Below are 26,318 nucleotides of genomic sequence, written 5' to 3' on the forward strand. Positions count from 1 at the left end.
CGAAGCCGCCTTTCAACCAAAGACCATGCGGTCTTTGGTGTTATCCGGTATTAGCTCCGGTTTCCCGGAGTTATCCCGGTCTTACGGGTAGGTTACCCACGTGTTACTCACCCGTCCGCCGCTAACCGAACAAGAGCAAGCTCCTGTTCGGTCCGCTCGACTTGCATGTATTAGGCACGCCGCCAGCGTTCGTCCTGAGCCAGGATCAAACTCTCCATAGAAAGTTGATTGGCTTGTTTTCAGCCTCAGCACCGATACCATAAGGTGTTGCGGTGCTTCCGCTTTTCGCATTGTCCAGCTTCAGCGCCTAGCTCTCTTGCGCCAAATAACCCCCCCTTCGAAGTGCAAGCACTTCTGCGGGTGAAGAACATTTGGCTTCGAGAGCTGATCTCGGCGCTTCCGCTTTTCTATGCTTTTCTATGTGGACGCTTCGTTTTGTTCAGTTTTCAAGGAACATTTCCTCTTTAAAACAGCTCTTTAATGATAACATAGTGTTTTTTTGTTGTCAACTATGTTTTTTATTATCATTTATCATTTTTATGTTGTTTAGCGATCGGAATTTATCGATCGATTAGCGACGCTATTTAATATAACACCTTCTTTTTAAAAATGCAACCCCTTTTTTTAATTTTTTTTTGCCCTTCCACGAAAGCTTTATACCAATCATCAGCATAACCGCTGCAGAGCGCCTTTCACCAACTACACTTACAATTTAATCGAGTACGTGCTAGAAATCAACTACGCTATATTTCCGCAGATGACAGAATAATAAAATGACACACTACATACATATTAAATATACTTAATTCTTATCCTCAAAAACAAAGAATAACCGCTTTCTAAATTTAAAATCCAAGTTACACCAGTAAGCGGATTATTTATTTTGAAGGAGGAAAATATGATTCAAATTCAGCAATCAGCCGTCGACAGCAGTTTATTCGGCCCCTCTTCCCTTTCCAAAAGTCAAGAAAAAATATTTGAAGCGTTATTAAAGTCGCCGAAAACGTATGTATACCAAAATAAACATCAGCTTTTATTCGAGATCATCCTTCGCGACCGCATCATTCATTCCGCTGTTGCTCTCGCCAAAAGCAAAGCAAGATTCGCCATTTTCCGTTTTTCCAAATGCAACGAACAATTTTGGGTACGAAATGAATTAGGCGGGTTTCAATTAAGAAAAGAAGTACTTCCTGCAGATGCAATAAACGATATTTTCGTCAACAGCCATTTGTACGCCTTTGAATGCGCGACCGCCATCGTTATCGTATTTTACAAGGCAGTGCTGGATGTTATTGATCGGCAGACGTTTAATACGTTATTTTCGAATCTTTTATTATACGATTGGCATGTTGATCGAGATTTAGGGATAAAAACAAAAAAGGGAGAAGATTATCTTCCTGGCGACTGTCTTTATTTTAAAAATCCTGAATTCGATCCGCAAACGCCACAATGGCAAGGAGAAAATACAATCTATTTAGGCGACGGCCTGCATTACGGACATGGGATTGGAGTTACAACAACGGAAGGAATCATCGCCGCTCTGAATAGAAGGAGAAAAAAATTCGCGACCAAATCAGCGTATCTAGTTCCGCAAACCACAAGAGTTGATTTTACTTACTTATCGAAATTTGCCAGCAATTTAGAACACTATCGTCTTCCAATGAACAATGAATACTTAATTACAGGGACGCTTGGGTCAGCTACTTTCTTGTATTGGTAGCGACCCTTTCCGATTTTCTCCCCATAAATAAGCCCCGATTCCTGTCAAAATGAAAATTCCTCCGATCCATTGGGACGGCTGAATCAGCTCCCCGAGCAAAAAGTAAGCTAATATGGACGCTCCCACTGGTTCAAATAAAATGCTCATCGAAACGGTTGCCGCGCTTACCCATTTTACCGACCAATTCATTAAGGAATGGCCTAGCAGGGTCGGCACAATGGCCAATAAGACAAAGCAGAGCCAGTCTATTTTTCTATAGGAAAGCAACGGAAGCCGAAACGCGATTACGTAAAGAAAAAGGACGAAAGAACTAATTCCGTAGACAATATATGTATATGTCATCAATGATAGACGTTTGCGTAATTCTTGACCAAATAGCCAATATCCTGTTACCATGGCACATGCTAGCAGTGCCAACATATCACCGAATAATGCTTTGCCGCTGACTTGAAAATCGCCCCAGCTGATGATCACGCTTCCGGTGATTGCTAATAGCGCGCTACACAATGCTCCTGCAGTAAGATGTTCTTTAAAAAACACATATCCACCAGCAAACGCAAATAACGGCTGCAATGTTACAAGTACAACCGAACTGGTTACGGAAGTATAGTTCAGCGACTCAAACCAAAGAATAAAATGAAGTGCTAATAAAACTCCAGAGAAGATTGAAAACGCCCAATCGCGGCAGGAGATTTCTTTTAATTCACTAATATATCTATATCTGATAAAAAATGGTGTCATCAATAGTACCGTAAAAAAAAGCCGATAAAAGGCGATAACGGAAGCAGGAGCATGCGCCCATTTCACAAGAATAGCGGAAGTAGAAACGGAAAGCGCTCCTACAAATAGGGCCAAATATGGTTTGAACATGCTTGATGGCTTCATTATTCATCCCCTTAACCAATGTTTTATCATTATTATACCAATATCGAAACAAAAGAGGTGATTGCCGTGATGTTCGACCCATTCATTAAATTAGGGATATCTGCTGTATTAGGATTAATCATCGGATTGGAAAGAGAATTAAAACGAAAACCTGTCGGCTTAAAAACTTGCTTAGTTATTTCCATTTCCAGCTGTTTGTTGACGATTGTCTCAATCGAATCTGCCTATGTATTCCCGCTAAAAGACCATATTACGATGGATCCACTCCGTCTTGCCGCGCAAATTGTATCAGGCGTTGGTTTTTTAGGAGCTGGGGTTATCTTGCGCCGGGGAAATGATAGTATTACAGGATTAACTACAGCCGCAATCATTTGGGGAGCGGCCGGCATCGGAGTTGCCGTCGGTGCCGGATTTTATTGGGAGTCGGCCTTTGGGGTGGCATTATTAATTGTAAGCGTAGAACTTATTCCTTTTCTCATCAACTTTTTCGGACCGAAACAACTGCGGGAAAAAGAAATTCTGTTGCAAATCACCGTGGCAGATACAAAAAATATTGCCGATGTCATCGAAAAAATAAAGCTGCAGCACATCGATATCAAGACTATGCGCATTAAAGATTTAGAGGACAACCAGCATTTAATTAAATTAAAAGCCGTTATCGATCAAAAGCGGGCTGCTGCCGACATCTATTATGCGATCCGCAGCATCGATTCAATCGTCCATATTGATATTGAGAGCGGCTGATCTGTTTCACCTTTTCCAATAAAAAGCTGCATAAAATACTATTGCATTTCCAAAAAAGCATATATATAATTAAAAACGGACAGAAAATAATTGATGAAGTGGGGCATTAGCTCAGTTGGGAGAGCGTCGTGCTGGCAGCGCGAAGGTCACCGGTTCGAGCCCGGTATGCTCCATTGGAAAAACCCTTGCGTGGCAAGGGTTTTCTTTTTTGCACTACATATGCAAAAGGGCGATCATATAAAAATTGCGCGCTGATTCATATTGAAGGAGGTGTAGACCTGGTTACTAAAATCGTTGTCGTGTACGGACCGATGGAAGGAATGGTGCACGACAGATGCCGTCGCTGACAGCGAACCACGAGGGCTTTCACAGCAGGTGAGACATGAGGGATTCCCTTCCTGGTGGAACTCATGTATTTCATGAGCGGCAAGCAGTTTTGCTAGTTTCATCACGATGAGTCAATTTTTATAGATTTTAGTAACCAGGAAAGAAACAAATGAGAAAGTTAGCAAGTTTGGTGATAGCAGCCTTATTCATTCTCTTTTTTTCAACCAGCAGTTTCGCCCATCCTGGCACGTTGGACGAACTAGGCGGACATTTCCGTAACTCGGACTGCATGTACTTGCTGCATGAGCCGACCGCACTTGCCATGCAGGCCAAAAATAAAGAAGCGCTTGTCCAATTGATCAAAAAATACAATAACAACGCCAAGTGCACCCAGCAGCTGACGGCGGATAAAATTGACCTGGAAGGGCATAGTCTGGGCGGAACCTCTGCAGCGAAATCAGATTCGTCCGCCACATTGCAATTAGGAAAAAAATATGCCGCAACACTAGTGAAGTGCATTGATGGGGATACAGCAAAGTTTATGGTCAACGGCCGCGAATATACGACCCGCTTTCTATTCATTGATACGCCGGAAAGCACGATTGAAGTCGAACCGTACGGGAAAGAAGCAAGCCAGTTTACTTGCTCCCGCTTAAAACAAGGAAATATTACATTAGAAACCGACGGAAGCACGCTGTTTGATAAGTATCATCGCTTGCTCGCCTGGGTGTGGGTAGGAAACAAATTGCTGCAAGAAGAAGTGAGCAAAGCAGGACTGGTCGAAGATTTTTACGATTACGGGGATTATAAATACGAAGGCCGAGTCCGCGCCGCCATGGCAGAGGCGAAACGAAACAGCGCGGGAATGTATAGCCGTTCGTCCGCGCAAAAACCTGATTCTTCCCGTCAGCAGCAAACGGCGAAAGAGAAAGAAGACACAGCAAAACAAGACAACCAACCAAAACAGTCCGATAAACAATCGAACACTAAGCACCCATTTCTTTACTTGTTGATTGGACTGGTCTTAGCTATCATCATTTACACTGTTGTACGCAAATAACATAAGCGGCTGCCTGCAACGGCCGCGCCGAACAAACAAAAGGAGCTAACGACTAGCTCCTTTTTTATTCTATCATGGCGAATCCGGGAGCTGTTACTGCTCCGGCAGCAGCTCTTCAATCACCGACTGCCCGGACGATGGCGCCGCTGTAGAGAAAGAAGCACCGTTTAACCGCTTAAAGCCATATTTCTCTAACCGCTGTATTTGCTCTTCCGTCAGGTCAGCATAAGCAATCACCGAAGGTGTACCGGACGATTTGTAAATTAAATTGCCTGTCACTGGACATTGAAACGCATCGGCAACAAAGCCTTCGCCATCTTGAATCGTAAATAAACGAACCGGCATGACGTTCATATACTTCCCTCTTTCTGCTGGTATCTGTTATTATGACTGTCCTATTTTTTTACGTTCTATACAATTCTTTTTCCAACGATGATTAAATCGCGCTCGATTCCATCCAATTCTGCGACCCGCGGAAGGCGTCCCCATGTTTCAAAGCCAAAGCGAGAGAATAGGCGCAAGCTTGGTTCATTATGGGCAAAGATAAAGCCTAACAGCGTTTTAATATCGAAACTTGGCGCTTCCTCCACTGCTTTTTGAAGCAGCTGCTTTCCGATTCCTTTCCCGCGATATGCTTCGGAAATGTAAATGCTGATTTCCGCTGTATGACGATAGGCCGGTCGTCCATAAAACGATTGGAAACTGAGCCAGGCGCACACGCGGCCATCTTGTTCCATCACCCATAGCGGCCGTGTATGCGAGTCATGAGCAAAAAACCACGCCTCCCTGCTTTCTACCGACACCGGCTCGAGGTCCGCGGTAACCATTCTGGTCGGAATCGTTTCATTATATATTTGCACGATCGCTGGCAAGTCTTCTTTTTTCGCATCCCTGATCATCGTATCTCCACCTTTTTTCATATGCATTCGTTAAGGAAAATTGGTTAAGAAGGAGTATAATTATACATATGTGATGAGAAAGGAGGGTAGCTATGAACCGGACGGTAATCGTTTATCTCGTCTCGCTGGCCGCGTTTCTTGGTCCATTCACACAAAACATTTACACCCCTATTTTACCAGAAGTAACAACCGATTTTGCTACTTCTTCGTTTTTAGTGAATTTAACCATTTCCATTTTCACGTTTTTCTTAGCCATGATGCAAATGGTATACGGACCGTTGACAGACATAAAAGGACGCCGTCATGTTCTCTTGGCTGGCATCCTTCTTTATATCACGGCATCGCTTGGCTGCTTTTTTTCGAACTCTATTTACGTTCTTCTCGCCTTCCGAGCATTGCAGGCAATCGGCATCGCAGCTGGTTCGGTCGTCGCCGCTACCGTTATCGGCGATTTATTTGAAGGAAAAGAACGGGGAAAAGCGATGGGTACTTTCCAAATGATGCTATCGCTTGGTCCAGTCGTCGGACCGATCGTTGGCGGATTTCTTGGCGGCCGATTTAACTTTCATGTCGTATTCCTTGTTCTTGTTTTTGTCGGGGTGCTTATATGGCTCGGCAATTTTGTTTTTCTAAAAGAAACAAAACCGGAAAACCAAACATCGAAAACCTTTCAGATTCGTGATTTTGTCACGATCCTCCGCCACCGGGCCGGTTCCTCGATTATTTTATTAGGGTTTATCCAATATTACGCGCTCTATAATTTTCTCGTTTTTTTGCCTGGCATTTTGACGGAGCGCTATGGGCTATCGGCAGAGGAAAAAGGGCTTGTTTATTTAGCGTTGTCGTGCATGATTGTCGTCGGCAGCTTTATCGGCGGACGCATCCAAGGCTATTGGAAAGATAGACACATTATTTTAGCAACATCGTATTGCACCGTGCTATCCATTTTCCTTTTTCTTCTTGTTTCCTATATATCCATTCCGCTCTTAATCCTTGCGATCGCGTTGTTTGGCCTGTTTTTAGGAACGTCCTTGCCGGTGCAGATGACGCTGCTTACGTATGTATTTCAAGCAAACCGTTCCACCGCCATTGGCGTCTACAATTTCTTCCGCTACATGGGAATGGCATTCGGACCAATGGTCGGGAGCTTGTTATTCTCGTTAGGCAGGTACAGACTCGTATACGGATTTGCGGATGCTGTCTTTCTTGCCTGCTCGCTGCTATTGACCATGCGTGTGGTGCGCCTAGGCAAACAAGCGCCTTCGATATAAAAATCATCAGCAAAAGGGACTGCTCCGTGCCGAAGCAGTCCCTTTTCTTATCTCCATATTGCAGAAATCCCGCTATTATACAAACGCTGAAAAATGGAAAAATGAACGACAAACTCTGTAAACGAATATGCTTCGCCTTCCGGAAACGCGTAGCTCTCAAAAAATGCCGCCAGCACCTCTTCGTCTACTTCCTCCAATAGACGCGATGACAAGAGCGGATAATAAATTTCTTCCCACCAGCGTTCATATCCGTAATCTGCAAACATTTCCTTTATCTGCCCACCCGTCACTTTACATGCTCCTTCCCGCGTTATTTTCTTTCACTGTCAGTATCGGTTTTTTCCAAAAGACGCAAACAAAAAACGCCGAAACACGGCGTTTTTCCTTATTGCCTTATCGTTCTTCACTTAATTCGGCTACCGGCACGTCACGCTGCTCACGAAGGTGGCCATCCCGCAAATGGACCGTAGCCGTTTGCTTTTCTTCATCATAACCGTCAATCCAGACAGATACACCATTATAATAGACAGGAATATCCGCCGGGGACGAAACAATTTGTTTGACACGATTCATATCCATGAAGCCATTCCTCTCCTTTCACATATTCATCATGTAGTATGAAAACGAAAAGGAATTTTTATGCAAAAAAAGGAGCAAAACAGTCAACACTAACTTTGTAAAAACAATGGACCAAACGGAGGAAACCGATGAAAAACTGGGATATACTCATATCGTATTTGCGCCTTCCTGTCTTTATACGATTGCTGCTGGTGGGAAGCGCGCTGCTAATTCTTTTCGGCCTACTTATTCATCTCGTCGAGCCGTCTACATTCCATAACGTATTCGATGGCATATGGTGGGCGATTGTTACCGCGGCGACAATCGGCTATGGCGACATCGTTCCAAAAACGACGGCGGGAAAACTCGTCGCCATTCTCCTTATTTTGTTAGGAACGGGGGTGATTACGACGTATTTCGCGTCCGTATCAGCAGCCGCCGTGGCAAAAGAGACGGCATTATCGAATGGGCAGATGCGCTATGGAAAAAAGGGACATGTGATCATCGTCGGCTGGAATGAGCGGGTGCGCGAAGTGCTGGCACAATTAACGAAATCCCAGCCATCTTTTCGCTGCGTGCTCATTGATTCGACGTTAAACGCGCTGCCGATTTCCTATAAAAATGTTCATTTTATCAAAGGAAACGCCAGCTACGATGATGTGCTGCAGAAAGCAAACGTCACTGAAGCGCAAATGGTTTTAATTACCGCCGACCAGCATAAAAACGAAGTGGAGGCGGACAAAGATTCGATTTTAACGCTTTTGGCCATGAAAAGCTTAAACCCTTCCATCTATGCGATTGTCGAAATATTAACCGGGCAGCACGTCAACAACGCAAGACGGGCGGGCGCTGATGAAGTGATTCAAACCAACTTGCTCTCCAGCTTCACAATGGCAAACAGCCTTCAGTCACCAGGCATATCTAGAGCGATTGAAGCGCTGCTTCGTCAGCTTCACGATAGAAAACTGCAGCTGATCCATGCCGAAGAATGGTGCATCGGCAAAACATTTTCCGAAAGCAGCCAGTTGCTATTGAAAAAGCGAATGATATTAATTGGTGTCGTGAGAGGGGAGGAAGGATATATGAACCCTTCTCCACACTTCATCATTGAAAGAGGCGATCACCTGTTTGTTCTGAGCCCTTAGTCAAGCAGGCGGCGTTCCAGCTCTTGCACAAGCACCTTCCCGACGCTAACATATGTTTCCGGAAATGTCGCATCGGAGTCTTGCGGCTCAGAAAATTGGTTAAAAGCGGCGCCTAGATTGCCGACATCGGCATGGTCATCTAAGCCGCTTTGATATTGATGCGATAATAAAAACGGCCTGCCGATCTCCACCGTTGTTCCATGCGAATCAAGCTGTCCGTCCACTGCTTTAAACGGAATACGCAAAAATTGATATCCGGATTCATCGGCAATTTTATAGTCAAAATAACCATGATCATAATCCCAATTGCCGCCAATCGTATAACCGAGCGGTTTTAACTGCTGTTCTAGCTTATACAGCTGAAATGCTTTTCCTTCCAGACGCGATGGAATTTCAATCATTTTAAACATGCCTCCTTTTTCTTTTATGTTTTCCTATTTGGGTACAATTATTTGTTCGTTTGTTTTGATTTGAACCATAGTCTGAAACATGATGTTTCTTTGGCTATAATGACGTGATAAAAAAAGCGATTCCTGCTGAAGTTAGTCTACGTTAAGAAGCGGCCAGCGTAGGAAAACATTTTAAAAACCGAAAATTTAGGAAAAATCATCACTGAAACCGCACAACCGCTTGATTTATCGTTAAAAACATGCGTAGACAGGTAAACGGCTACAAAGAGGAACGCACTCACAGTTTGTTTGGAAATGGAAATTCATACATCTCCATCGATCCGATAAAATAAAAACGCCTGTCATAGGGACAGACGCACCTATTTAAAGATAAATGTTCTTTTTGTCACGGCAGTTGAAGAAGATCCTGCTCTATAATGCAACATACAATCCAATTCCGACCATTAATGCGACGGCAAGTCCAACATATATAAGTGTAAGACGTGCTATGTTGCTTTTGGTGGAAGAACTATAATCTTCATCACCTTTTCCAGATAGGGATAAGGTTCCAATTAATCCCGCTGCCATTACAAGTATTACTAATATTAATAAAATCTTCATTGCGCTCTCTCCCAGATTATTTTAGTTTTGGAAGAACATTATCAATAATTGTAATTCATTTTTCATGAATACAGTAATTTAAACTATGAAAAAACTGTGAATTTTTCTTGTTTAACCATGCTGTCAGTTAGCTGATTATTTAGAAATAACCAAGCCAGTGATCGCAGATAACCGTCCTAATCCTTTACTCGACTATTTGAAAGCTCATGGCGGTTCGTTTTTCATTGCTGAATTCAAAACTTTGCTTTTTTATAAACCTGACGGGACTAAGTGAAGGGATAGAACGTTTCATACAGCAATTCGAGCAAATCAAAAAAAGCCTCATGATTTACGCCATATTTGGATTGTGCACATTTTAGCGGCTGGCATAGCTTCCGAACAAATCTAGCATGATCCGGATCATGAAAATATTTCCATCAGCGCAGATACGTACCCTTATATCACGGAGAAAATGAAAAAAGAATCGAGAAAAAGATTTTCGGAGTACAGTCGACCAATTACTTTTGAAAAATGTGGTCAAACACCATTTTTGTACCCCGAAAATCGGCTGTTTTTCTCGATTCCCATGAACCTCTCCCACCTACACTCCGTTTAGAGGTGGAAGATAAATCGGTGAATATGTTAAAAAATGCCGTTATTTCAAGCGTTTTTCAAGCTCCGTCTTCTTCTCTTCATAGCCCGGTTTGCCAAGGAGGGCGAACATGTTCACTTTATAAGCTTCCACTCCAGGCTGGTCAAATGGGTTAACACCTAATAAATAGCCGCTCATCGCGCACGCTTTTTCAAAGAAATAGACAAGATAACCAAATGTATATTCGTCTAATTTCGGCAGGGTGATCACTAAATTTGGCACACCGCCATCCGTATGGGCAAGGAGCGTTCCTTCAAACGCCTTGGTGTTCACAAAATCGACCGTTTTGCCTGCCAAATAGTTCAGCCTGTCCAAATCGCTTTCCTCTTCTTCAATAACCAACTCATGACGCGGCGTTTCCACTTTCAACACCGTTTCAAACAAATCGCGGCGTCCTTCTTGAATATATTGCCCTAAGGAATGAAGGTCGGTCGAGAAGTTTGCCGAAGCTGGGAAAATTCCTTTTTGGTCTTTTCCTTCGCTTTCGCCAAACAACTGTTTCCACCATTCCGCGAAATATTGCAGCGCTGGCTCGTAGTTGACCAACAGCTCGATCGTTTTTCCTTTGTTGTATAGAATGTTGCGGATGGCCGCGTATTGGTATGCCGCGTTTTCTTCCAATTCCGAACTGCTGAAGTCTTCGCGCGCTTGCGCTGCCCCTTTCATCATTTCTTCGATGTTTGCGCCGCTGACAGCAATCGGAAGCAGTCCTACCGCCGTCAATACGGAGTAGCGGCCGCCGACATCATCTGGAATGACAAATGTTTCATAGCCTTCTTCCGTCGCCAATGTTCTTAGCGCACCGCGCGCCCGGTCGGTCGTTGCATAGATTCGTTTGCGCGCTTCTTCTTTTCCGTATTTTTCTTCCAACAGCTTGCGGAAAATGCGGAAGGCAATTGCCGGCTCTGTTGTCGTGCCCGATTTGGAAATGACGTTAATCGAAAAATCTTTTCCTTCTAATAAGTCGATGACATCTTTCATATAAGTCGAGCTAATGTTATTGCCGACGAAAAGAATTTGCGGCGTTTTCCGTTTGTCTTTTGGCAACGCATTGTAAAATGAATGATGAAGCATTTCAATCGCAGCGCGCGCTCCTAAATACGAGCCGCCGATACCGATCACCAACAACACATCGGAATCAGCTTGAATTTTCGCCGCTGCTTTTTGAATGCGGGCAAACTCTTCTTTGTCATAGTCAACAGGCAAATCGAGCCATCCTAAAAAATCGCTGCCTGTTCCTGTTTTTTCATGGAGGGAATGATGCGCCACTTTCACTGCATCACGCAAATAGGTAAGCTCATGTTCGCCAAAAAACGCCAAGGCTTTTGAATAATCAAAGCGAATATGTGTCATATGTTCGATCCTCCAAACCAAAATGTTTTTACCTTCTTTCACTTTAACGAAACAACAAAAAGGAATCAAGTCGTTGCCTCACTTTGTAAACGGATTCATTTTTAACATTTATATGAATAAAAAAACAAGAAAGAGGCAGCCGGAACTGCCTCTTTTCTGCATTATAGCGATGCGCGCAAAATGGCGAGCACATCATCGCGATTTAATTTTTTGAACTTGCCAAATTCGCCAAACGCCATCGCTTTGTCCGCCATTAATTCAAGATTTTCTTCGCCGATGCCATAATCGGCAAGCCGAGACGGCGCGCCAAGACTCGACCAAAACTCGCGCAGTTTTTCAATGCCTTCTAGCGCCACCTCTCGTTCCGATTTCCCTTCCGGATTGACGTCAAACACGCGCACCGCTAGTTGGACAAAACGGCTGACATTTTCATCAAGCACGTGCTTCATCCAGTTCGGGAACAGTATCGCAAGACCGCCGGCATGCGGGATGTCGTATACCGCCGATACAGCGTGTTCGATGTTATGCGTCGCCCAGTCGCCGCGGACTCCCATTTGCAAAAAGCCGTTTAACGCAATCGTTCCGCTGTATAAAATGGTCTCGCGCAACTCGTAGTTTTGCAAGTCATTCATTAGTTTTGGCGCCGCTTCCATCACTGTTTTTAATACGGCTTCACACATCCGGTCTTGCAGCGGGGTGTTTGGCGTGTGATGGAAATATTGTTCCAACACGTGCGACATCATATCGACAATTCCGTAGACGGTATGGTCTTTCGGCACCGTGAGCGTATACGTCGGGTCAAGAATTGAAAATTGCGGGAACGTCGCTGGGCTGCTCCAGCCGTATTTTTCTTTTGTCTCCCAGTTGGTAATGACCGAGCCGGAGTTCATTTCCGAACCGGTTGCGGCCAGCGTCAATACCGTTCCAAACGGAAGCGCTTCCGTCACCGTCACTTTTTTCGTAATAAAATCCCACGGATCGCCGTCATATTTGGCTCCGGCAGCAATCGCTTTCGTACAGTCGATGACACTGCCGCCGCCGACCGCAAGCAAAAATTCAATGCCTTCTCTTTTGCAAATATCTACGCCTTTTCTTACCGTCGATACGCGCGGATTCGGTTCCACTCCTGGAAGCTCTGTCAATTCTACGTTCAGCTCACTCAATATGTTTATTACTTCGTCATACAGCCCGTTTCGTTTAATACTGCCGCCGCCATAGACAAGCAATACTTTTTTTCCATAACGCGGCAGTTCTTTTTTCAGCTGCTCAATTTGCCCTTTTCCGAAAATCAATTTCGTAGGGTTTTGAAAAGTAAAATTTTGCATATGCATTCCCCCTCCTTTTTTGTCTCTATTATGGGCAGTATGATCTCCACTTGTAAAGTGATTTACTTCTTTCGCAAATGATGCATATTTTTCGTCAATGTTATGCATTCTATAAGCGAGTGATGGAAAAATGTAAAGGAGGAAAAGATGAATGAGTGTACTTCAGCGCATTGCACTATTACTTACGATTATCGGCGCCATTAACTGGGGATTAATCGGTTTCTTTCAATTCGATTTAGTAGCAGCGATTTTCGGCGGACAAGATGCCGTATTGTCGCGCATTATTTATGGAATCATCGGCATCGCAGGATTGATTAACCTTGCACTTCTATTCAAGCCTGCCGAAGAATTGGGACGAACGGAACCAAAAACGTCTCGCACATAAAATGTAAAGTAAAACACCCACCTCAAAAAAAGGTGGGTGTTTTACTTTCGTAAATCTTCTTTTTTGGATTGCTCGATCCACTCCTGCAGCTTTTCTTTTAACGTATTAAATCCTGGGTTGAACGACATTTTTACTTTCACGTGACGTTTTTCGTCTTTATTTCGATTTTCCAGTGCCTTCATTGATAGGCTAGCCCGTTTCGTTTGCCGGTCGACCGACAATACTTTTACCATTACTTCATCGCCGATATGGACATAATCCCTAACATCTTTTACAAATTTATGGGAAATTTCCGAGATGTGAACAAGTCCTTGTATTCCTTCGTCTAATTCGACAAAAACGCCATATGGCTGAATGCCTGTAACCTTTCCTTTCACGATATCTCCTGCTTCTATCGTTGACAAACAAAACACTCCTATTTTTTTATTTCATAATTATAACATAAATTTTTGATGAATCCCAAAAAAATATGTTCTGCCATCCCGCAGCGGGACAGCAGAACATGGAAACTACAATCGTTCTAAAAAACGTTTCATCCGTTTGATCGCTTCCTGCAGCTGCTCGAGAGAAGACGCGTAAGAACAGCGGATATATCCTTCCCCGCTTGCGCCGAACACATTGCCCGGAACGACCGCCACTTTTTCTTCGAACAATAATCTTTCAGCAAATTGCTCCGATGTCAAGCCGGTAGATTGAATCGATGGAAACGCGTAAAACGCGCCGCCAGGCATGTGACAGTAAAGGCCGATTTCATTTAATGATTGAACAAAATAATTGCGCCGCCGCCGGTAGCTTTTTCTCATATACTCGACATCTTGCTCGCCGTTGCGCAATGCCTCTAGTGCGCCGTATTGCGCCATCGTCGGCGCGCACATCATCGCATACTGGTGGATCTTTAACATCGCCTGCAAAATTTCCTTCGGCGCGGCAGCGAAGCCAAGCCGCCATCCTGTCATCGCAAACCCTTTCGAGAAACCGGAAATTAAAATCGTCCGCTCCCACATACCATCGACAGCGGCAACGCTTGTATACGTACCGTCATATGTAAGTTCCGCATAAATTTCATCGGCAACGACAAGCAAATCATATTTTTTTACGATGCGCCCAATAGCTTCCAGTTCTTCTTTTTGCAACACGGTGCCTGTCGGGTTGTTTGGCGAGCAAATGATGAGAGCTTTCGTGCGGTCGGTAATGACTTGCTCGATTTGTTCCGGACGCAGTTTAAAATGGTCGTCCCCGTGCGTTTCCACTAAAACGGGCGTCCCTCCGGCAAGCGCCACAAGCGGTTCATATGCGACAAAACAAGGCTCAACGACAATTACTTCATCGCCAGGATTGATAATCGCCCGCATGGCCAAATCCAGCGCTTGGCTCGCTCCGACCGTCACCAAAATTTCTGTTTCCGGATTGTACTCGACATGAAATTTGCGCATTAAATAAGCGGCGATTTCTTGGCGAAGCTCCAGCAATCCGGCATTTGCCGTGTAGGATGTATATCCTTGTTCAAGCGATAAAATACTTGCTTCCCGGATGTTCCAGGAGGTGACGAAATCCGGTTCGCCAACTCCAAGGGAAATCACCCCTTCCATGCTAGAAGCAAGATCAAAAAAGCGGCGAATTCCCGATGGTTTTAAACGGGAAACGGTTTCCGACACGTATGACTTTTTCGTTTGCTGTCTCATGGCGACACCACGATGCGGCGATCTTGATCTCCTTGGTCAAATACAGTGCCATCATGTTTATACTTTTTCAAAATAAAATGAGTCGTCGTCGAAATCACGGAATCGAGCGTCGATAATTTCTCGGAAACAAATTGCGCCACCTCAGACATCGAACGCCCTTCAATAACGACCGATAAATCATATGCCCCTGACATTAAATAAACGGATTTTACTTCCGGAAAGCGATAAATGCGCTCCGCCACTTCATCAAATCCGACTCCCCGCTTTGGCGTCACTTTCACATCGATCATCGCTGTGACGCCTTCATGGCCGTCCACTTTCCGCCAATCGACAAGCGCGGCATATTGGACAATCACTTTTGTTTCTTCGAGCTTTTTCACGATCGCCTCCGTTTCTTCGACCGTCAGCTCCACCATTTTCGCTAGTGTTTCCATTGGAATGCGAGCATCTTTTTCCAATATTTCGATAATTTCAACCTCTTTTTCGCTCAGTTTCATGTAGATCCCCCCAGCAACTATTTTCGCATACATTCTCTCTATTTGCATGAAAAAACGATAAAAATTTAAAATAAACAGCAAGAGGTGAAGAAGGATGGACACACTCCAGACAAACGGACAAACAATCCAGCTAAATCATATTCGCGTTTATTATGAAACATACAATTGTTGCACATCCATCATATGCCTGTCACCTTTTCGGCGAAAAATGGGTGCATATACAAAAATTATAAGCGATAATGGATAAAAAAAGAAGGGAGAGGATGTTTTTTATGTATCGGTTTGACGATGTTATCAACCGCCGCCATACCCTTTCGGTAAAATGGGATGACACAGAGCGGGTTTTTGGTGTCAAAGACGCATTGCCGATGTGGGTGGCCGATATGGACTTTCCGGCTCCGCCCGCAGTGATCGAGGCCTTGCACAAACGGGTCAAGCACGGCATTTTTGGCTATACTGTCATTCCTGATTCATTAAAAGAAGCGGTGCAACATTGGCTGCAAACGCGGCATCAATGGGATATAGACCGATCATGGCTCGTCTTTTCAACCGGTGTCGTGCCCGCGCTAGCGACGGCAATCGATGCGTTTTCCGAGGAGGGAGATCGCGTTGTTGTGTTTACTCCCGTTTATCCGCCGCTATTTCAGCTTGTTCGCCAGCATCGCCGCATGCTCGTCACCAGCCCGCTGCAACTCAAGGAAACGCGATATGAAATCGACTGGGAGGATTTTACGGAAAAGATTCAAGGCGCGAAACTGTTGCTTCTGTGCAGCCCTCATAACCCTGGGGGGCGAGTATGGACAAAAGAAGAATTGGAAAAAATCGGGGAGTTATGCATGGAACACGATGTGATCGTCATCTCCGATGAAATCCATGCCGATCTCACCTTTCCGCCAAACAAACATGTGCCGTTTGCCTCGATTCGTCCTGAGTTTGCCGAAAGAAGCATCACATGCATGGCGCCGACGAAAACATTTAACCTTGCCGGCCTGCAGGCAGCTGCAGCGATCATTGCCAACGAATCACTGCGGCGGCAATTCCGCAAAGTCCAGCAGCGGCAAGGATTTTTTACGCTGAATACGTTTGCCGTCGTCGGCACAGAGGCAGCCTACCGTCATGGAGGAGAATGGCTCGATGCACTGCTTGCATATTTGCAGGAGAATATCGATTGCGTATCCTCTTACATACAGACACATTTACCAGCGCTTCGCATCATCCGCCCGGAAGCGACGTATCTCGTTTGGATCGACTGCCGACATCTTGGCCTAACAGAGCAGCAGCTGAAACAGCTTCTTTTGGAAAAAGGAAAAATCGCAGTTGAGTTTGGCAGCAAATTCGGCGAAGAAGGAAAAGGGTTTATACGCATGAATGTCGCCTGCCCGCGCCAAACGCTGAAAGAGGCTCTTCACCGCCTATCTATTGCTTTGCAATAAGATTGTTCATGATGCTTGAAATAACGACATAAAATGACGCGGCAGCCTCCACTGCTGGCGCTGAAAAACTTTCGCAAAAAACACAAAAAGGCTCTTCCCGTTTCACCGGCAAGAGCCTTTCCTACCTCTTCTATTTTTTAATTTCACCACAAGCAATTCGTCCACCAGCATCTCCAGCCGGCTGTGTCATTCCATCATCTTTTCCCGCATGAATGACAATCGCCGTCCCATCTTTGGTCAATAGCGACCCTTTCGTTCCTTCTTTTAACGTCACATTTGGCGCCGTCAATTCGACGTTAACCGTTCCATCTTCTTTGACAATAATATTAGGCAAGTCACCGGCATGCGCACCTTCCGGATGGAGCAATCCATGTTTTTTCCCGTCCGGATTATAGTGATTCCCAGCCGATTGGAAATCCGGTTTTTTGCAAACACCTTTTTCATGAATATGAATCGCATGTTCCCCAGGCGGAAGCCCCTCCAAATCCAGCTTCAATTTGACCCCTTTTGCCTGTTCCATCAATTGGATCGTGCCGACGGAATCACCATCGCTATTAATCATATGGACTTTTAAATTAGTAGCATCTTCATTTTGGCAGCCGGCAAGGAATAAAACCGTTGCAGCTAACAACCAGCTTGCTCGTTGAAACACAAAACCCCTCCAGGCAATACGTTTTTATCTGTTAGTATTGCCAGAGAGAAGGCATATTAAACATTCTATTTTTCATCGCGGATTACATTTTTTTTCTTTAACTGTTCTTCTAATTTCTTTGCCTCTTCTTCCTGCCATTTGGAAATTTTTATGATCAGCCGCATCGTTAAAAGCGCCGCAATCAAGAAAATGGCGCATGTAATGGCAGCCGGAATATATTCGCGTTTATCTTCCGGAAAGTATAAAAATAAGTTTAATATATTTGGAAGAATCATCATTCAACAACCTTTCTCCAGAATATTTCAATCGCTATTATAGCATAAACAAACAAAAAAAAGACCGCTGTCGGTGCGGCTCGCTAAAGCGCGAATTTTTTCCTCAGCTGGGTGAAATCGATCCGCTCCCCGAGCGTCGGTGGCTTTGTTTTCGTCAAATATTTTTTATCATTTTCCACTAACCGGAAGATAGTATAGGTAGTGAACGCGTCATCCAACGCACAGTGCGCTTTTCCAACTCCTTCATTTCCATACTCCTGTATTGCCTTTCGCAATCCGGTCTGACTTTTATTGCCGAAAAACCGTTTATATTCCATTGCCAAATCGCGATGTTCTCCACTAAATGGGAACGGCACATTCGCCGACATACAATTTTCCCGCAATACTTTCATATCCATGCTGCCCCATGTCACTACCGTGCTCGGCCGCGCCCGATCATACTTGCTTAGCAGCGTAACAAGTTCATAAAAGCTGATTCCTTGATCGATTTGTTCTTGTGTAATCTTTAAAAAAGATTTGCACCGGTCTGTAAGCTGCGGGAAGCGCAGCGGTTTCACATATGCCGAAAACTGGTCACATACTTCGTCATTGACCACCGCGACAAGACCGACTTCAATAATTTCCGGAAGAAACCCGTGCGGCTTCGTTTTTGTCTCTGGCATCGTAAATTCAAAATCGAGGAACAAATATTGTTGTGCGGTCGACATACCTTTCCCTCCCTTCTTATGCATTATCACGAATGATCTTGCTATTATTATTATATCATGAGGAAGCGACAGTTTATTTCCTTTTTCAGAAAATATCAAAAAAAGGGCGAAAGCCGGAAAAGTTAGGTATAATGGATGAATAATTGGAAAGGAGAAAAAATGCGATGAAGAAGCTCGCGATATGTCTATGCTTGATAATTCTTCTAGCAGGCTGCTCCCACTCCAACGAGAAAAATACCGTCCTTACAGTAGGGGCGGCCGCTAGCATGAAAGACGTTCTTGAAGCGATTGGCAAGCAATATGAAAAAGAGCACCATGATGTCACGCTTCGCTTTACCTTTGCCTCAACGGGAACGTTGCAAAAACAAATTGAACAAGGGGCGCCGATTGATATATTTGTTTCCGCCGATGCCCGTACGTTTGAACAGCTGCAGCAAAACAAGATGGTTATCGCCGAGCACGACCGCCCCCTCGTTTACAACGAGCTTGTTTTGATCGTACCAAAAGATCGTTCAAGCTTGGTGCATTCCCTATCTGATTTAACGAACCAGTCCATCCGTTCAGTGGCGATCGGCATTCCGGAAACGGTGCCAGCCGGTGCTTACGCTAGACAATGGCTGCAGTCGGCCGGATTATGGGAAAAACTAAAAACAAAATATATTTTTACTAAAGATGTCCGCCAAGTGCTGACTTATGTCGAATCACAAAATGTCGATGGCGGAATCGTCTATCGTACTGATGCCCTTGCATCGAAGCACGTTCATATCGCCGCAGTTGCTCCGCCTTCGCTCAACAAGCAGATCGTCTATAAGGCAGGAGTAGTGGTTCAATCGAAACAACAAAAGACAGCAAAACAATGGGTGGCCTACTTATATTCAAAGCAAACCGCATCATTCTTTCAAAAATACGGATTTATTGTCCCTGGCAAGTAGATATTTGTTTGAAAACACTGAAAAGAAAGACTATACTGATTTTATATAGTAAAAAGGGGGCACTGCCATGAAAAATGTGGTCATACACAAAATTGTCACTTTTATTTTCACGGAAGAACAACTAAAAGCATACTGGGACAAGCAAAAATCGCATATTCCATTTGCCTCATTAACAAATGAACAATATATGGAACTCGCCGAAGATATGCTGAACCATTCTTCGCATAGCCAGCTCGAGCAGCACCTGATTGACAAAGGATGGCGAACCGAGGAAGAAGCAAACGGTCTTGTGCTTGCCGAAGATGAATCGCGCGAGGATATTCATATCGAAATTGTCGATACGTCCGTGCCAACCGAGCCGACGAAGAAATTGTTTATTGACCGCATGACAGAAATACAATGCCCGCACTGCTCATTTTCTTTCTATTTGCGCAATGCTCATCCAACCCGTAGCGACTGGACATGCCCTGCATGCGGAAATGCCTTTCATACCTCCGTCTAAAACAAAGGAAAGGAGCGTTTACAAGTCATGTCTCATACCGCAGCAACGGAAATATCCAATTTTCAATATTATTTTGCCATCGCTATTTTCTTGATTACATACGCCATTATCATCTCCGAAAAAATCAACCGCGCCGTGATTGCACTGTTTGGCGCAGCGGTAATGATTATTTTTGGCATCGTCGACCTGCATAAAGCTTTTACCCATCATATCGAATGGGAGACGATCACCTTGCTTATCGGTATGATGATTTTGGTCGACATTACAAGTAAATCTGGTTTCTTCCAATACATGGCGATTAAAGCGGCCAAGTTAGCAAAAGGGCGTCCTATCCGCATTTTAGTGATGCTTTCGTCATTAACCGGTATCTTATCCGCCTTTTTGGATAATGTCACAACCGTACTACTCGTTGTTCCTGTTACGTTTTCGATTACGCGCATGCTGCAAGTAAATCCGGTTCCTTATTTAATCTCGGAAGTGCTGCTGTCCAATATCGGAGGAACGGCGACATTAATCGGCGACCCGCCAAACATTATGATTGGGTCGGCCAATAAACATCTTGATTTTAACGCATTTTTGCTCAACTTAACACCAATCGTGCTCCTCATTGCTGCAGTGACCATCGCCCTTTTGGCATGGATTTATCGCAAGCAGCTGAAAACGGATGAAAAACTTATCAGCAAGCTGATGAATGTAAATGACGCCGACTATATTAAGGACGCCAAACTACTAAAAAAATCCGTATCCATATTAGCGCTGACGATTTTGGGCTTTATCCTTCATTCGGTCATCCATGTTGATGCGGCCGTCATTGCGATGACAGGCGCTGTCATTTTAATGTTGGTCGCGGTGCCGGAACATGAAATCGAAGATGTATTTGCCTCGGTGGAATGGGTAACCATTTTCTTTTTTGCTGGTCTATTCATCTTAGTGGGCGGACTGGTGGACATCGGCCTTATAAAAAGTTTAGCGGAAAAAGTGCTCGAAATCACCGGCGGCGATATTTCCGTCGCGGCGTATTTTATCCTTTGGCTATCGGGCATTGCCTCTGCCACGATCGATAACATTCCGTTTGTCGCCACCATGATTCCACTGATTAAAGACATGGCTGTTGGCATGGGATTATCGCCGGATGCCGCGCAAATTGAAGTATTATGGTGGGCATTGTCACTAGGCGCCTGCCTTGGCGGAAACGGCACATTAATCGGCGCCTCTGCGAACGTCATTGTCGCCGGCATCGCTTCGCGCGAAGGGCATGGGTTCAGCTATATGGACTTTTTAAAAATTGGCGCGCCGTTGACGCTGATTGCTCTGCTGCTTTCCCACGCCTATTTGTTCGTTCGTTATTTAATGTAATAAGAGCAGAATGTTAAAGGAGTGAAGTTCAACAGAAATTCGCTCCTTTTCTCATTTTGTACATATAGTAGTATAGAAATAATTAACAAGGAGGAATAACCTGTGATATTGTATCCTGCATTCCCTCCCCCATATATGGTCAGGCAATATCCGCCGGTGAATCCTGCTCTTTTTTCCCAATCGGCGGCGACCGCACAAACATTGATGAACGACGCCAGCACGATTTTAAAAAAACTAGCGGAATCAAAATCGTTCGCAACCAGCGTCATGGCAGCGGCACAGGAGGGAAAAACAAAGGAAGTCAGCCGGATGATTCAATCGCTTGGAATTAAATCGAAAGTCGATCTTTATTTTAATCCCGACGGCATCCGCTTGACTTTATCTCCTCCGCCAGGTGCGTTTTTATGTTGTCAGCTTGTTATTGGCTTACGCTGGAATACGTTTCCACCCACCTAATCGCTTGCGAACGTGATCGGGCTGCACCTTCCACAGAGGTGAGCCCTTCCTCACCCAATCCATAACATTACGCATTTCCATTTTCGTCAAACGGCTGTTTTTTCCCGATTTCTGCGGCATCGCGCAAATCGTATCCATCATCATTTTTGCTTACATGAATGATATCTTCGTTTGCCCCTTTTTTGCTCGCCTGTTTGATCTCCCGTTCTTGCTCAGCAAATTTCATGCCATTTCTCCTTTCTTAGCGAATAAAAATCAGCATACCGCTTTCTTTTTATTATGCACATGTCCGAAAAATATAGTTGACATCCCTCTTATTGTTCGATACGATTTTGTTAACACACAAAATAAGGAGGTTTACATATGGAGGCACAACAGCCGAAATGGCGTGCCATTGATATTACATTGATCGGCATGTTCGTGGCCTTGATGGCGATCGGTGCCAATATCACATCATGGGCGCCATTTTTGGTCATCGGCGGCGTTCCAATTACCTTGCAAACATTTTTCTGTGTGCTCGCTGGAGCTGTTTTAGGACGACGGCTTGGCGCCGCGGCGATGATGGTTTATATGTTAGTCGGTTTATTTGGTGCCCCGGTGTTTGCCAAGTTTGGCGGCGGATTTGGCAGCATTGTCGGCCCAACATTCGGCTTTATCGTCTCTTTCATTTTTGCTGCATATGCTACAGGCTGGATCATTGAGCGCAGCAAGGACAATCCGTCTACTGTCCGCTTTGTCGCCGCATCACTCGTCGGCATGGCCATTAACTATGTCATCGGTACAAACTGGATGTATGCCGCTTATAAATGGTGGGCGGCAGCGCCACAAGGATTTTCCTATGGCATGGCATGGAGTTGGATGATGGTGCCGCTTCCGAAAGACATTATTTTATCGATCGTAGCTGGAGTAATGGCGCCACGTATGTATCGCGCCATCCGTAAATCGGCTTCCTATTATCGGCACGTTGCCTAATTTCCTGTTCATGAATGCTCTTCTTTCTCTATAAATAAAGCGCGCATATCCAAAAAGGAATGCGCGCTTCTTTATTAGAAAAATAGTTTTAAAATTTGAAATACAAATCCCGAAATCAACGCCGAAACAGGCAACGTAATGATCCATGTCAACACAATGCGCTGTGCGACTCCCCATTTTACGCCCCTCACGCGCTGCGCCGCACCGACTCCCATGATCGCCGACGAAATGACATGGGTCGTACTAACCGGCAAATGAAGAAGGGTAGCCGAGAAAATGACGAGCGCAGACGATAAATCGGCAGCGGCGCCATTGACCGGACGGATTTTCATAATCTTGCCGCCGACCGTTTTAATAATTTTCCAACCACCGACCGATGTCCCGATTCCCATTGCAAGCGCGGCGGCGATCCGCACCCATACCGGCACATTGTCTGATGTATGGTAATTGGCGGCGATCAGCGCCAGCGTAATAATTCCCATCGTCTTTTGTGCATCGTTCGTTCCATGTGTAAAGGACTGCAGCGCTGCCGTTACGACTTGAAACATACGAAATCCTTTCGTCGTACGGGTTAAATTGGCGTTTTTAAAGATGAAACGGAACAGGCTCATAATGACAAAGCCTACCGCCAGCGCTAAAAATGGCGAGATAATCAACGATTCCAAAATTTTAAGAAACCCTTTATAATGCAACACATCGAACCCGGCGGCCGAAACCGCAGCTCCCGCCACCGAACCGATTAATGCATGCGAAGAACTGCTTGGAATACCATAATACCAAGTGATTAAATTCCACACGATCGCAGCGATTAACGCTGCTAAAATGACGATAGAACCATTTTCCAAAGCGAATGGATCGACAATGTCTTTGGTGATCGTTTTCGCCACCCCGGTAAAGGTCAGCGCACCGATAAAGTTCATCGACGCCGCCAAAATAATCGCTTTTCGCGGCGAAAGCGCCCGTGTGGATACCGATGTGGCAATGGCATTGGCAGTGTCATGAAATCCGTTGATAAAATCAAACGCCAATGCGAAAAAAACAATCAGAGCCGTAAGTACCAATACCGTATCCATAAAGACGATGTCTCCTTTTATGCGTTGCGCATGATGATCGTTTCAATTGTATTCGCTACATCCTCACAGCTATCGGCAATTTCTTCAAGCATTTCATATAGTTCTTTATATTGAATGATTTTCACCGGATCTTTTTGCTCCACAAATAAATTTTTAATCGAAGCCCGCAAAATTTCATCGCACTTCGTTTCATAATCCTTAATTTTTATGGCATGTTTCCGCATCTCAAGAAGTTTTTTATGCGATAGCAACTTCAGGGCTTGGGCGATTTCAATCGTGCTTTGATAAATGTTATTGAAAAACTTCACCATATGGTCATCAATTTCAGTAAACGAAAACATCTCAAAACGGGCTGAACATTGCTCCAATCCGTCTAATACATCGTCCATTTTCATCGCCAGTTGATGAATATCCTCGCGTTCAATTGGCGTAATAAATGTTTTATTTAATTCAACAACGAGTTCATGAATATAAGAATCTCCCTTGCGCTCATACTCTTTCATCACGCGGGCGAATTCTTTTAAATCGCTGACGTTATTAATTTTATATTCTACAAAGTATTGTGCCGCCTCTTTCACATTTTCCGAAATCGTAAATAATAAATCAAAGAAGACATTTTTTTTTGGCGAAAAGATCATTGTGAAAACCCCCATTGATTTTGAACTGATAGAAATGGATGCCACTTGTTTTATTTTATGAACTGATGGAATTGATGTGCCACCTGTTTTATTTTATCAATAAATGTCGAATCGACAAGAAAAGATAAAAAAAATTTACATTAAATTTACATTAGCTTTACATTACGTACATATAGCATTCCAAAAACAAACCGAAGCCATACAAAAGAGGCTTCGGTTTCCAGTATTCTTATTCAAACCGTTCTACGAACGTCGCTAGCGTGCGCACCATGACCCCGGTCGCACCCGATGGCCCGAGATCATAATCTTTCGCTGCCACCGACGTTCCGGCAATATCGAGATGCACCCATGGTGTATCTTCGGCAAATTCACCGAGGAACGCGCCGCCCATAATCGCGTGTCCTTCCCGTCCCGGCGAGTTGTTGAGATCAGCAATTTTGCTGCTGCGCACGCGTTCTTTATCTTTTTCGGTAATCGGCAGGCGCCAAATAAATTCCCCTGTTTCCGCCGACGCTTCAAGCAGCTGCTCAAATAACGCTTCATTGTTTGTCATCGCCCCCGTCGTATGCACGCCGAGCGCGACGATCACGCCACCGGTCAGCGTCGCTACATCGATTAAATAGTTGGCGCCGTGATGCTTCGCATAAGTAATTGCATCGGCTAAAATGAGACGGCCTTCCGCATCCGTATTTTTCACTTCGATCGTTTTTCCACTCATCGATGTAATGACGTCATCCGGTTTAAACGCTTCCCCACTGATCATATTGTCAGTAGCTGGGATGACGGCAATAACATTTTGTTCCGGGCGCAGCTCTCCGATAATTTCCATCGCGCCAAGCACCGCGGCGGCGCCAGCCATATCGGTTTTCATATCAACCATGCTTTCGCGCGATTTAAGGGAGTAGCCGCCCGTATCAAACGTCACTCCTTTTCCGACAAGTCCGATAACATTGTCCCATTGTTCTCTCCCTTGGTACTTTAAGACAATCATTTTTGGCGGTTTTTTCGATCCTTGATTGACGGCGAGGAGCGCCCCCATTCCGAGCCGTTCCATTTCTTCTTTTTCGAGAATTTCATATTCAAACTCATACTTTTTCGCCAATTCTACCGCGTATCCCGCTAAATCCGCCGCCGTCATCAAATTGCCTGGCGTATTAACAAGCGTGCGCGCCGAATTGGTCGCTTTGCCATATACCGAACCGACAAAGAGACTTGCTTCGATTTCAGCTGCGTCCGCTTCCGTGTAAATCGTTATTGTTTCTATCTGTTTTTCCGGTTCGTTCTTTTTTTGCTTATATCCAGGAAATTCGTAAGTGGCAAGATAACACGCTTCGGAGAGTGCATGAGCTGCTTCGTTTGCATCGATATTGTCCGTTACAAACGTATCCAAAGCGACAGCCGCTTCCGTCCGCTTTGCTTGTTTCAACGTTTTCCACAGCTTGCCAAACGCTTCGCGCAGCCCCTCAAACGTCAATGCATCCTTTTTGCCCAACCCAACAAAATACAGCCGCTTTGCTCCTGCTTGATTCAACGTATGTACATGGGAAATTTGTTTTTTCTTTGCGGAAATGTCTCCTTCTTTAAACAACACAGACAGCTGGCCGCCAAGGCGGCGGTCATATTCGGCAGCAATGCCGTCTAGCGGCTGGTTTTTTTCAAAAACGCCAATCACCAGCGCTTCATGCGCCGTATCTAGAGACAGTTGCGATTTCACTGTAAACATCGTCATCTCTCCTTGTTTGTATGCATCTTCTCCCTCATTATATCGAAATGTTGCCATTATTTCGATATACTAAAAAATACTTTTTCCTATAACAAGGAAACCTTAAA

The 26,318-nt window shown here is 44.6% G+C and carries 31 protein-coding genes, 1 tRNA gene and 1 rRNA gene; 13 read left to right on the forward strand and 20 right to left on the reverse strand.

What is annotated here, in order from left to right; all coding sequences use genetic code 11:
- Positions 1–221: ribosomal RNA gene (locus HT574_RS05435) — 16S ribosomal RNA — on the reverse strand; the annotation flags it as partial.
- 677 nt (positions 222–898) lie between these two features.
- On the opposite strand from HT574_RS05435, the gene HT574_RS05440 reads away from it, so the two are divergent.
- Positions 899–1,720: a protein-glutamine gamma-glutamyltransferase gene (locus HT574_RS05440; protein ID WP_175243815.1), complete on the forward strand. Its 822-nt coding sequence runs from the start codon at positions 899–901 to the stop codon at positions 1,718–1,720.
- Here the strand turns inward: HT574_RS05440 and HT574_RS05445 are convergent.
- Complete coding sequence (locus HT574_RS05445) at positions 1,697–2,605, reverse strand: DMT family transporter (protein WP_175243816.1); 909 nt, start codon at positions 2,603–2,605, stop codon at positions 1,697–1,699. The genes HT574_RS05440 and HT574_RS05445 overlap by 24 nt on opposite strands.
- A gap of 66 nt (positions 2,606–2,671) precedes the next feature.
- Between HT574_RS05445 and HT574_RS05450 the strand changes: the two genes are divergently transcribed.
- The 3 genes from HT574_RS05450 (at position 2,672) to HT574_RS05460 (ending at position 4,736) form a co-directional block, all read left to right on the forward strand.
- Positions 2,672–3,349, forward strand: coding sequence for an MgtC/SapB family protein (locus HT574_RS05450; protein ID WP_026078439.1), 678 nt, complete (start codon positions 2,672–2,674; stop codon positions 3,347–3,349).
- A gap of 100 nt (positions 3,350–3,449) precedes the next feature.
- Positions 3,450–3,522 (forward strand) — tRNA-Ala (locus HT574_RS05455).
- Between the two features lie 323 nt (positions 3,523–3,845).
- Positions 3,846–4,736: a thermonuclease family protein gene (locus tag HT574_RS05460; RefSeq protein WP_175243817.1), complete on the forward strand. Its 891-nt coding sequence runs from the start codon at positions 3,846–3,848 to the stop codon at positions 4,734–4,736.
- A gap of 93 nt (positions 4,737–4,829) precedes the next feature.
- Here HT574_RS05460 and HT574_RS05465 read toward each other — a convergent pair whose 3' ends face one another.
- On the reverse strand, positions 4,830–5,090 hold the full coding sequence (locus HT574_RS05465; RefSeq protein WP_017434844.1) for a hypothetical protein: 261 nt from the start codon (positions 5,088–5,090) through the stop codon (positions 4,830–4,832).
- A 56-nt stretch (positions 5,091–5,146) separates the two neighbouring features.
- Positions 5,147–5,635, reverse strand: a complete 489-nt coding sequence (locus HT574_RS05470; RefSeq protein ID WP_042412257.1) for a GNAT family N-acetyltransferase — start codon at positions 5,633–5,635, stop codon at positions 5,147–5,149.
- 92 nt (positions 5,636–5,727) lie between these two features.
- Here HT574_RS05470 and HT574_RS05475 point away from each other — a divergent pair, with 92 nt between their 5' ends.
- Positions 5,728–6,906, forward strand: a complete 1,179-nt coding sequence (locus HT574_RS05475; RefSeq protein WP_175243818.1) for an MFS transporter — start codon at positions 5,728–5,730, stop codon at positions 6,904–6,906.
- Between the two features lie 47 nt (positions 6,907–6,953).
- On the opposite strand, the gene HT574_RS05480 is transcribed toward HT574_RS05475, so the two are convergent.
- Both HT574_RS05480 and HT574_RS05485 read right to left on the reverse strand, forming a co-directional pair.
- Positions 6,954–7,196: a hypothetical protein gene (locus tag HT574_RS05480; RefSeq protein WP_175243819.1), complete on the reverse strand. Its 243-nt coding sequence runs from the start codon at positions 7,194–7,196 to the stop codon at positions 6,954–6,956.
- Positions 7,197–7,299: 103 nt separating this feature from the next.
- Positions 7,300–7,485 (reverse strand): H-type small acid-soluble spore protein, encoded by a 186-nt coding sequence (locus tag HT574_RS05485; RefSeq protein ID WP_017434840.1) that lies wholly within the window; start codon positions 7,483–7,485, stop codon positions 7,300–7,302.
- A gap of 128 nt (positions 7,486–7,613) precedes the next feature.
- Between HT574_RS05485 and HT574_RS05490 the strand changes: the two genes are divergently transcribed.
- Positions 7,614–8,609: a potassium channel family protein gene (locus tag HT574_RS05490; protein ID WP_175243820.1), complete on the forward strand. Its 996-nt coding sequence runs from the start codon at positions 7,614–7,616 to the stop codon at positions 8,607–8,609.
- Here the strand turns inward: HT574_RS05490 and HT574_RS05495 are convergent.
- The 4 genes from HT574_RS05495 to HT574_RS05510 form a co-directional block, all read right to left on the reverse strand.
- Positions 8,606–9,010: a YugN-like family protein gene (locus tag HT574_RS05495; RefSeq protein ID WP_017434838.1), complete on the reverse strand. Its 405-nt coding sequence runs from the start codon at positions 9,008–9,010 to the stop codon at positions 8,606–8,608. The genes HT574_RS05490 and HT574_RS05495 overlap by 4 nt on opposite strands.
- 420 nt (positions 9,011–9,430) lie before the next feature.
- A complete protein-coding gene (locus HT574_RS05500) occupies positions 9,431–9,619 on the reverse strand; it encodes a hypothetical protein (protein ID WP_042408949.1) in 189 nt (62 codons plus the stop codon).
- 634 nt (positions 9,620–10,253) lie between these two features.
- On the reverse strand, positions 10,254–11,603 hold the full coding sequence (locus HT574_RS05505; protein WP_175243821.1) for a glucose-6-phosphate isomerase: 1,350 nt from the start codon (positions 11,601–11,603) through the stop codon (positions 10,254–10,256).
- Positions 11,604–11,764: 161 nt separating this feature from the next.
- Positions 11,765–12,928: an iron-containing alcohol dehydrogenase gene (locus HT574_RS05510; protein WP_175243822.1), complete on the reverse strand. Its 1,164-nt coding sequence runs from the start codon at positions 12,926–12,928 to the stop codon at positions 11,765–11,767.
- Positions 12,929–13,079: 151 nt separating this feature from the next.
- Between HT574_RS05510 and HT574_RS05515 the strand changes: the two genes are divergently transcribed.
- Entirely contained in the window at positions 13,080–13,313 is a 234-nt protein-coding gene (locus HT574_RS05515) for a DUF378 domain-containing protein (protein ID WP_175243823.1), read from the forward strand.
- A 41-nt stretch (positions 13,314–13,354) separates the two neighbouring features.
- Here HT574_RS05515 and yugI read toward each other — a convergent pair whose 3' ends face one another.
- From yugI to HT574_RS05530, 3 genes are all read right to left on the reverse strand, one after another.
- A complete protein-coding gene (gene yugI, locus HT574_RS05520; protein ID WP_175243824.1) occupies positions 13,355–13,717 on the reverse strand; it encodes a S1 domain-containing post-transcriptional regulator GSP13 in 363 nt (120 codons plus the stop codon).
- A gap of 105 nt (positions 13,718–13,822) precedes the next feature.
- On the reverse strand, positions 13,823–14,995 hold the full coding sequence (locus tag HT574_RS05525) for an aminotransferase (protein WP_175243825.1): 1,173 nt from the start codon (positions 14,993–14,995) through the stop codon (positions 13,823–13,825).
- Positions 14,992–15,492, reverse strand: a complete 501-nt coding sequence (locus tag HT574_RS05530; RefSeq protein WP_017434831.1) for an Lrp/AsnC family transcriptional regulator — start codon at positions 15,490–15,492, stop codon at positions 14,992–14,994. Before HT574_RS05530 ends, HT574_RS05525 begins: the two co-directional genes overlap by 4 nt.
- Positions 15,493–15,764: 272 nt before the next feature.
- On the opposite strand from HT574_RS05530, the gene HT574_RS05535 reads away from it, so the two are divergent.
- Complete coding sequence (locus HT574_RS05535; RefSeq protein ID WP_175243826.1) at positions 15,765–16,925, forward strand: MalY/PatB family protein; 1,161 nt, start codon at positions 15,765–15,767, stop codon at positions 16,923–16,925.
- Positions 16,926–17,055: 130 nt separating this feature from the next.
- On the opposite strand, the gene HT574_RS05540 is transcribed toward HT574_RS05535, so the two are convergent.
- The 3 genes from HT574_RS05540 to kapD all read right to left on the reverse strand — a co-directional run bounded on the left by HT574_RS05540 (position 17,056) and on the right by kapD (position 18,559).
- Positions 17,056–17,577 (reverse strand): superoxide dismutase family protein, encoded by a 522-nt coding sequence (locus tag HT574_RS05540; RefSeq protein ID WP_175243827.1) that lies wholly within the window; start codon positions 17,575–17,577, stop codon positions 17,056–17,058.
- Between the two features lie 65 nt (positions 17,578–17,642).
- Positions 17,643–17,855: a hypothetical protein gene (locus tag HT574_RS05545; RefSeq protein ID WP_375154088.1), complete on the reverse strand. Its 213-nt coding sequence runs from the start codon at positions 17,853–17,855 to the stop codon at positions 17,643–17,645.
- A gap of 80 nt (positions 17,856–17,935) precedes the next feature.
- Positions 17,936–18,559: a 3'-5' exonuclease KapD gene (kapD, locus tag HT574_RS05550; RefSeq protein WP_175243828.1), complete on the reverse strand. Its 624-nt coding sequence runs from the start codon at positions 18,557–18,559 to the stop codon at positions 17,936–17,938.
- A gap of 164 nt (positions 18,560–18,723) precedes the next feature.
- Here kapD and modA point away from each other — a divergent pair, with 164 nt between their 5' ends.
- The 4 genes from modA to HT574_RS05570 all read left to right on the forward strand — a co-directional run bounded on the left by modA (position 18,724) and on the right by HT574_RS05570 (position 21,805).
- Positions 18,724–19,491 (forward strand): molybdate ABC transporter substrate-binding protein, encoded by a 768-nt coding sequence (gene modA / locus HT574_RS05555; RefSeq protein WP_254698601.1) that lies wholly within the window; start codon positions 18,724–18,726, stop codon positions 19,489–19,491.
- 67 nt (positions 19,492–19,558) lie between these two features.
- Positions 19,559–19,993 (forward strand): hypothetical protein, encoded by a 435-nt coding sequence (locus HT574_RS05560; RefSeq protein ID WP_042408963.1) that lies wholly within the window; start codon positions 19,559–19,561, stop codon positions 19,991–19,993.
- Between the two features lie 27 nt (positions 19,994–20,020).
- A complete protein-coding gene (locus HT574_RS05565; RefSeq protein ID WP_175243829.1) occupies positions 20,021–21,349 on the forward strand; it encodes an ArsB/NhaD family transporter in 1,329 nt (442 codons plus the stop codon).
- 135 nt (positions 21,350–21,484) lie between these two features.
- On the forward strand, positions 21,485–21,805 hold the full coding sequence (locus tag HT574_RS05570) for a YuzC family spore coat inner layer protein (protein WP_026078436.1): 321 nt from the start codon (positions 21,485–21,487) through the stop codon (positions 21,803–21,805).
- 67 nt (positions 21,806–21,872) lie between these two features.
- Here the strand turns inward: HT574_RS05570 and HT574_RS05575 are convergent, their stop codons facing one another.
- The gene (locus HT574_RS05575; protein WP_017434821.1) at positions 21,873–22,031 is read right to left on the reverse strand and encodes a hypothetical protein; all 159 of its coding nucleotides are present in this window, start codon (positions 22,029–22,031) and stop codon (positions 21,873–21,875) included.
- Positions 22,032–22,168: 137 nt separating this feature from the next.
- Here HT574_RS05575 and HT574_RS05580 point away from each other — a divergent pair, with 137 nt between their 5' ends.
- The gene (locus HT574_RS05580) at positions 22,169–22,777 is read left to right on the forward strand and encodes a biotin transporter BioY (RefSeq protein WP_175243830.1); all 609 of its coding nucleotides are present in this window, start codon (positions 22,169–22,171) and stop codon (positions 22,775–22,777) included.
- Between the two features lie 74 nt (positions 22,778–22,851).
- Here the strand turns inward: HT574_RS05580 and HT574_RS05585 are convergent, their stop codons facing one another.
- The 3 genes from HT574_RS05585 to HT574_RS05595 all read right to left on the reverse strand — a co-directional run bounded on the left by HT574_RS05585 (position 22,852) and on the right by HT574_RS05595 (position 26,211).
- Positions 22,852–23,850 (reverse strand): inorganic phosphate transporter, encoded by a 999-nt coding sequence (locus tag HT574_RS05585; RefSeq protein WP_175243831.1) that lies wholly within the window; start codon positions 23,848–23,850, stop codon positions 22,852–22,854.
- A gap of 17 nt (positions 23,851–23,867) precedes the next feature.
- Positions 23,868–24,488 (reverse strand): DUF47 domain-containing protein, encoded by a 621-nt coding sequence (locus HT574_RS05590; protein ID WP_175243832.1) that lies wholly within the window; start codon positions 24,486–24,488, stop codon positions 23,868–23,870.
- A 229-nt stretch (positions 24,489–24,717) separates the two neighbouring features.
- Entirely contained in the window at positions 24,718–26,211 is a 1,494-nt protein-coding gene (locus HT574_RS05595; RefSeq protein WP_175243833.1) for a leucyl aminopeptidase, read from the reverse strand.
- Between the last annotated feature and the right edge of the window lie 107 nt (positions 26,212–26,318).

The sequence above is a fragment of the Parageobacillus sp. VR-IP genome (assembly GCF_013357975.1).
GTDB classification, from domain to species: domain Bacteria; phylum Bacillota; class Bacilli; order Bacillales; family Anoxybacillaceae; genus Saccharococcus; species Saccharococcus caldoxylosilyticus.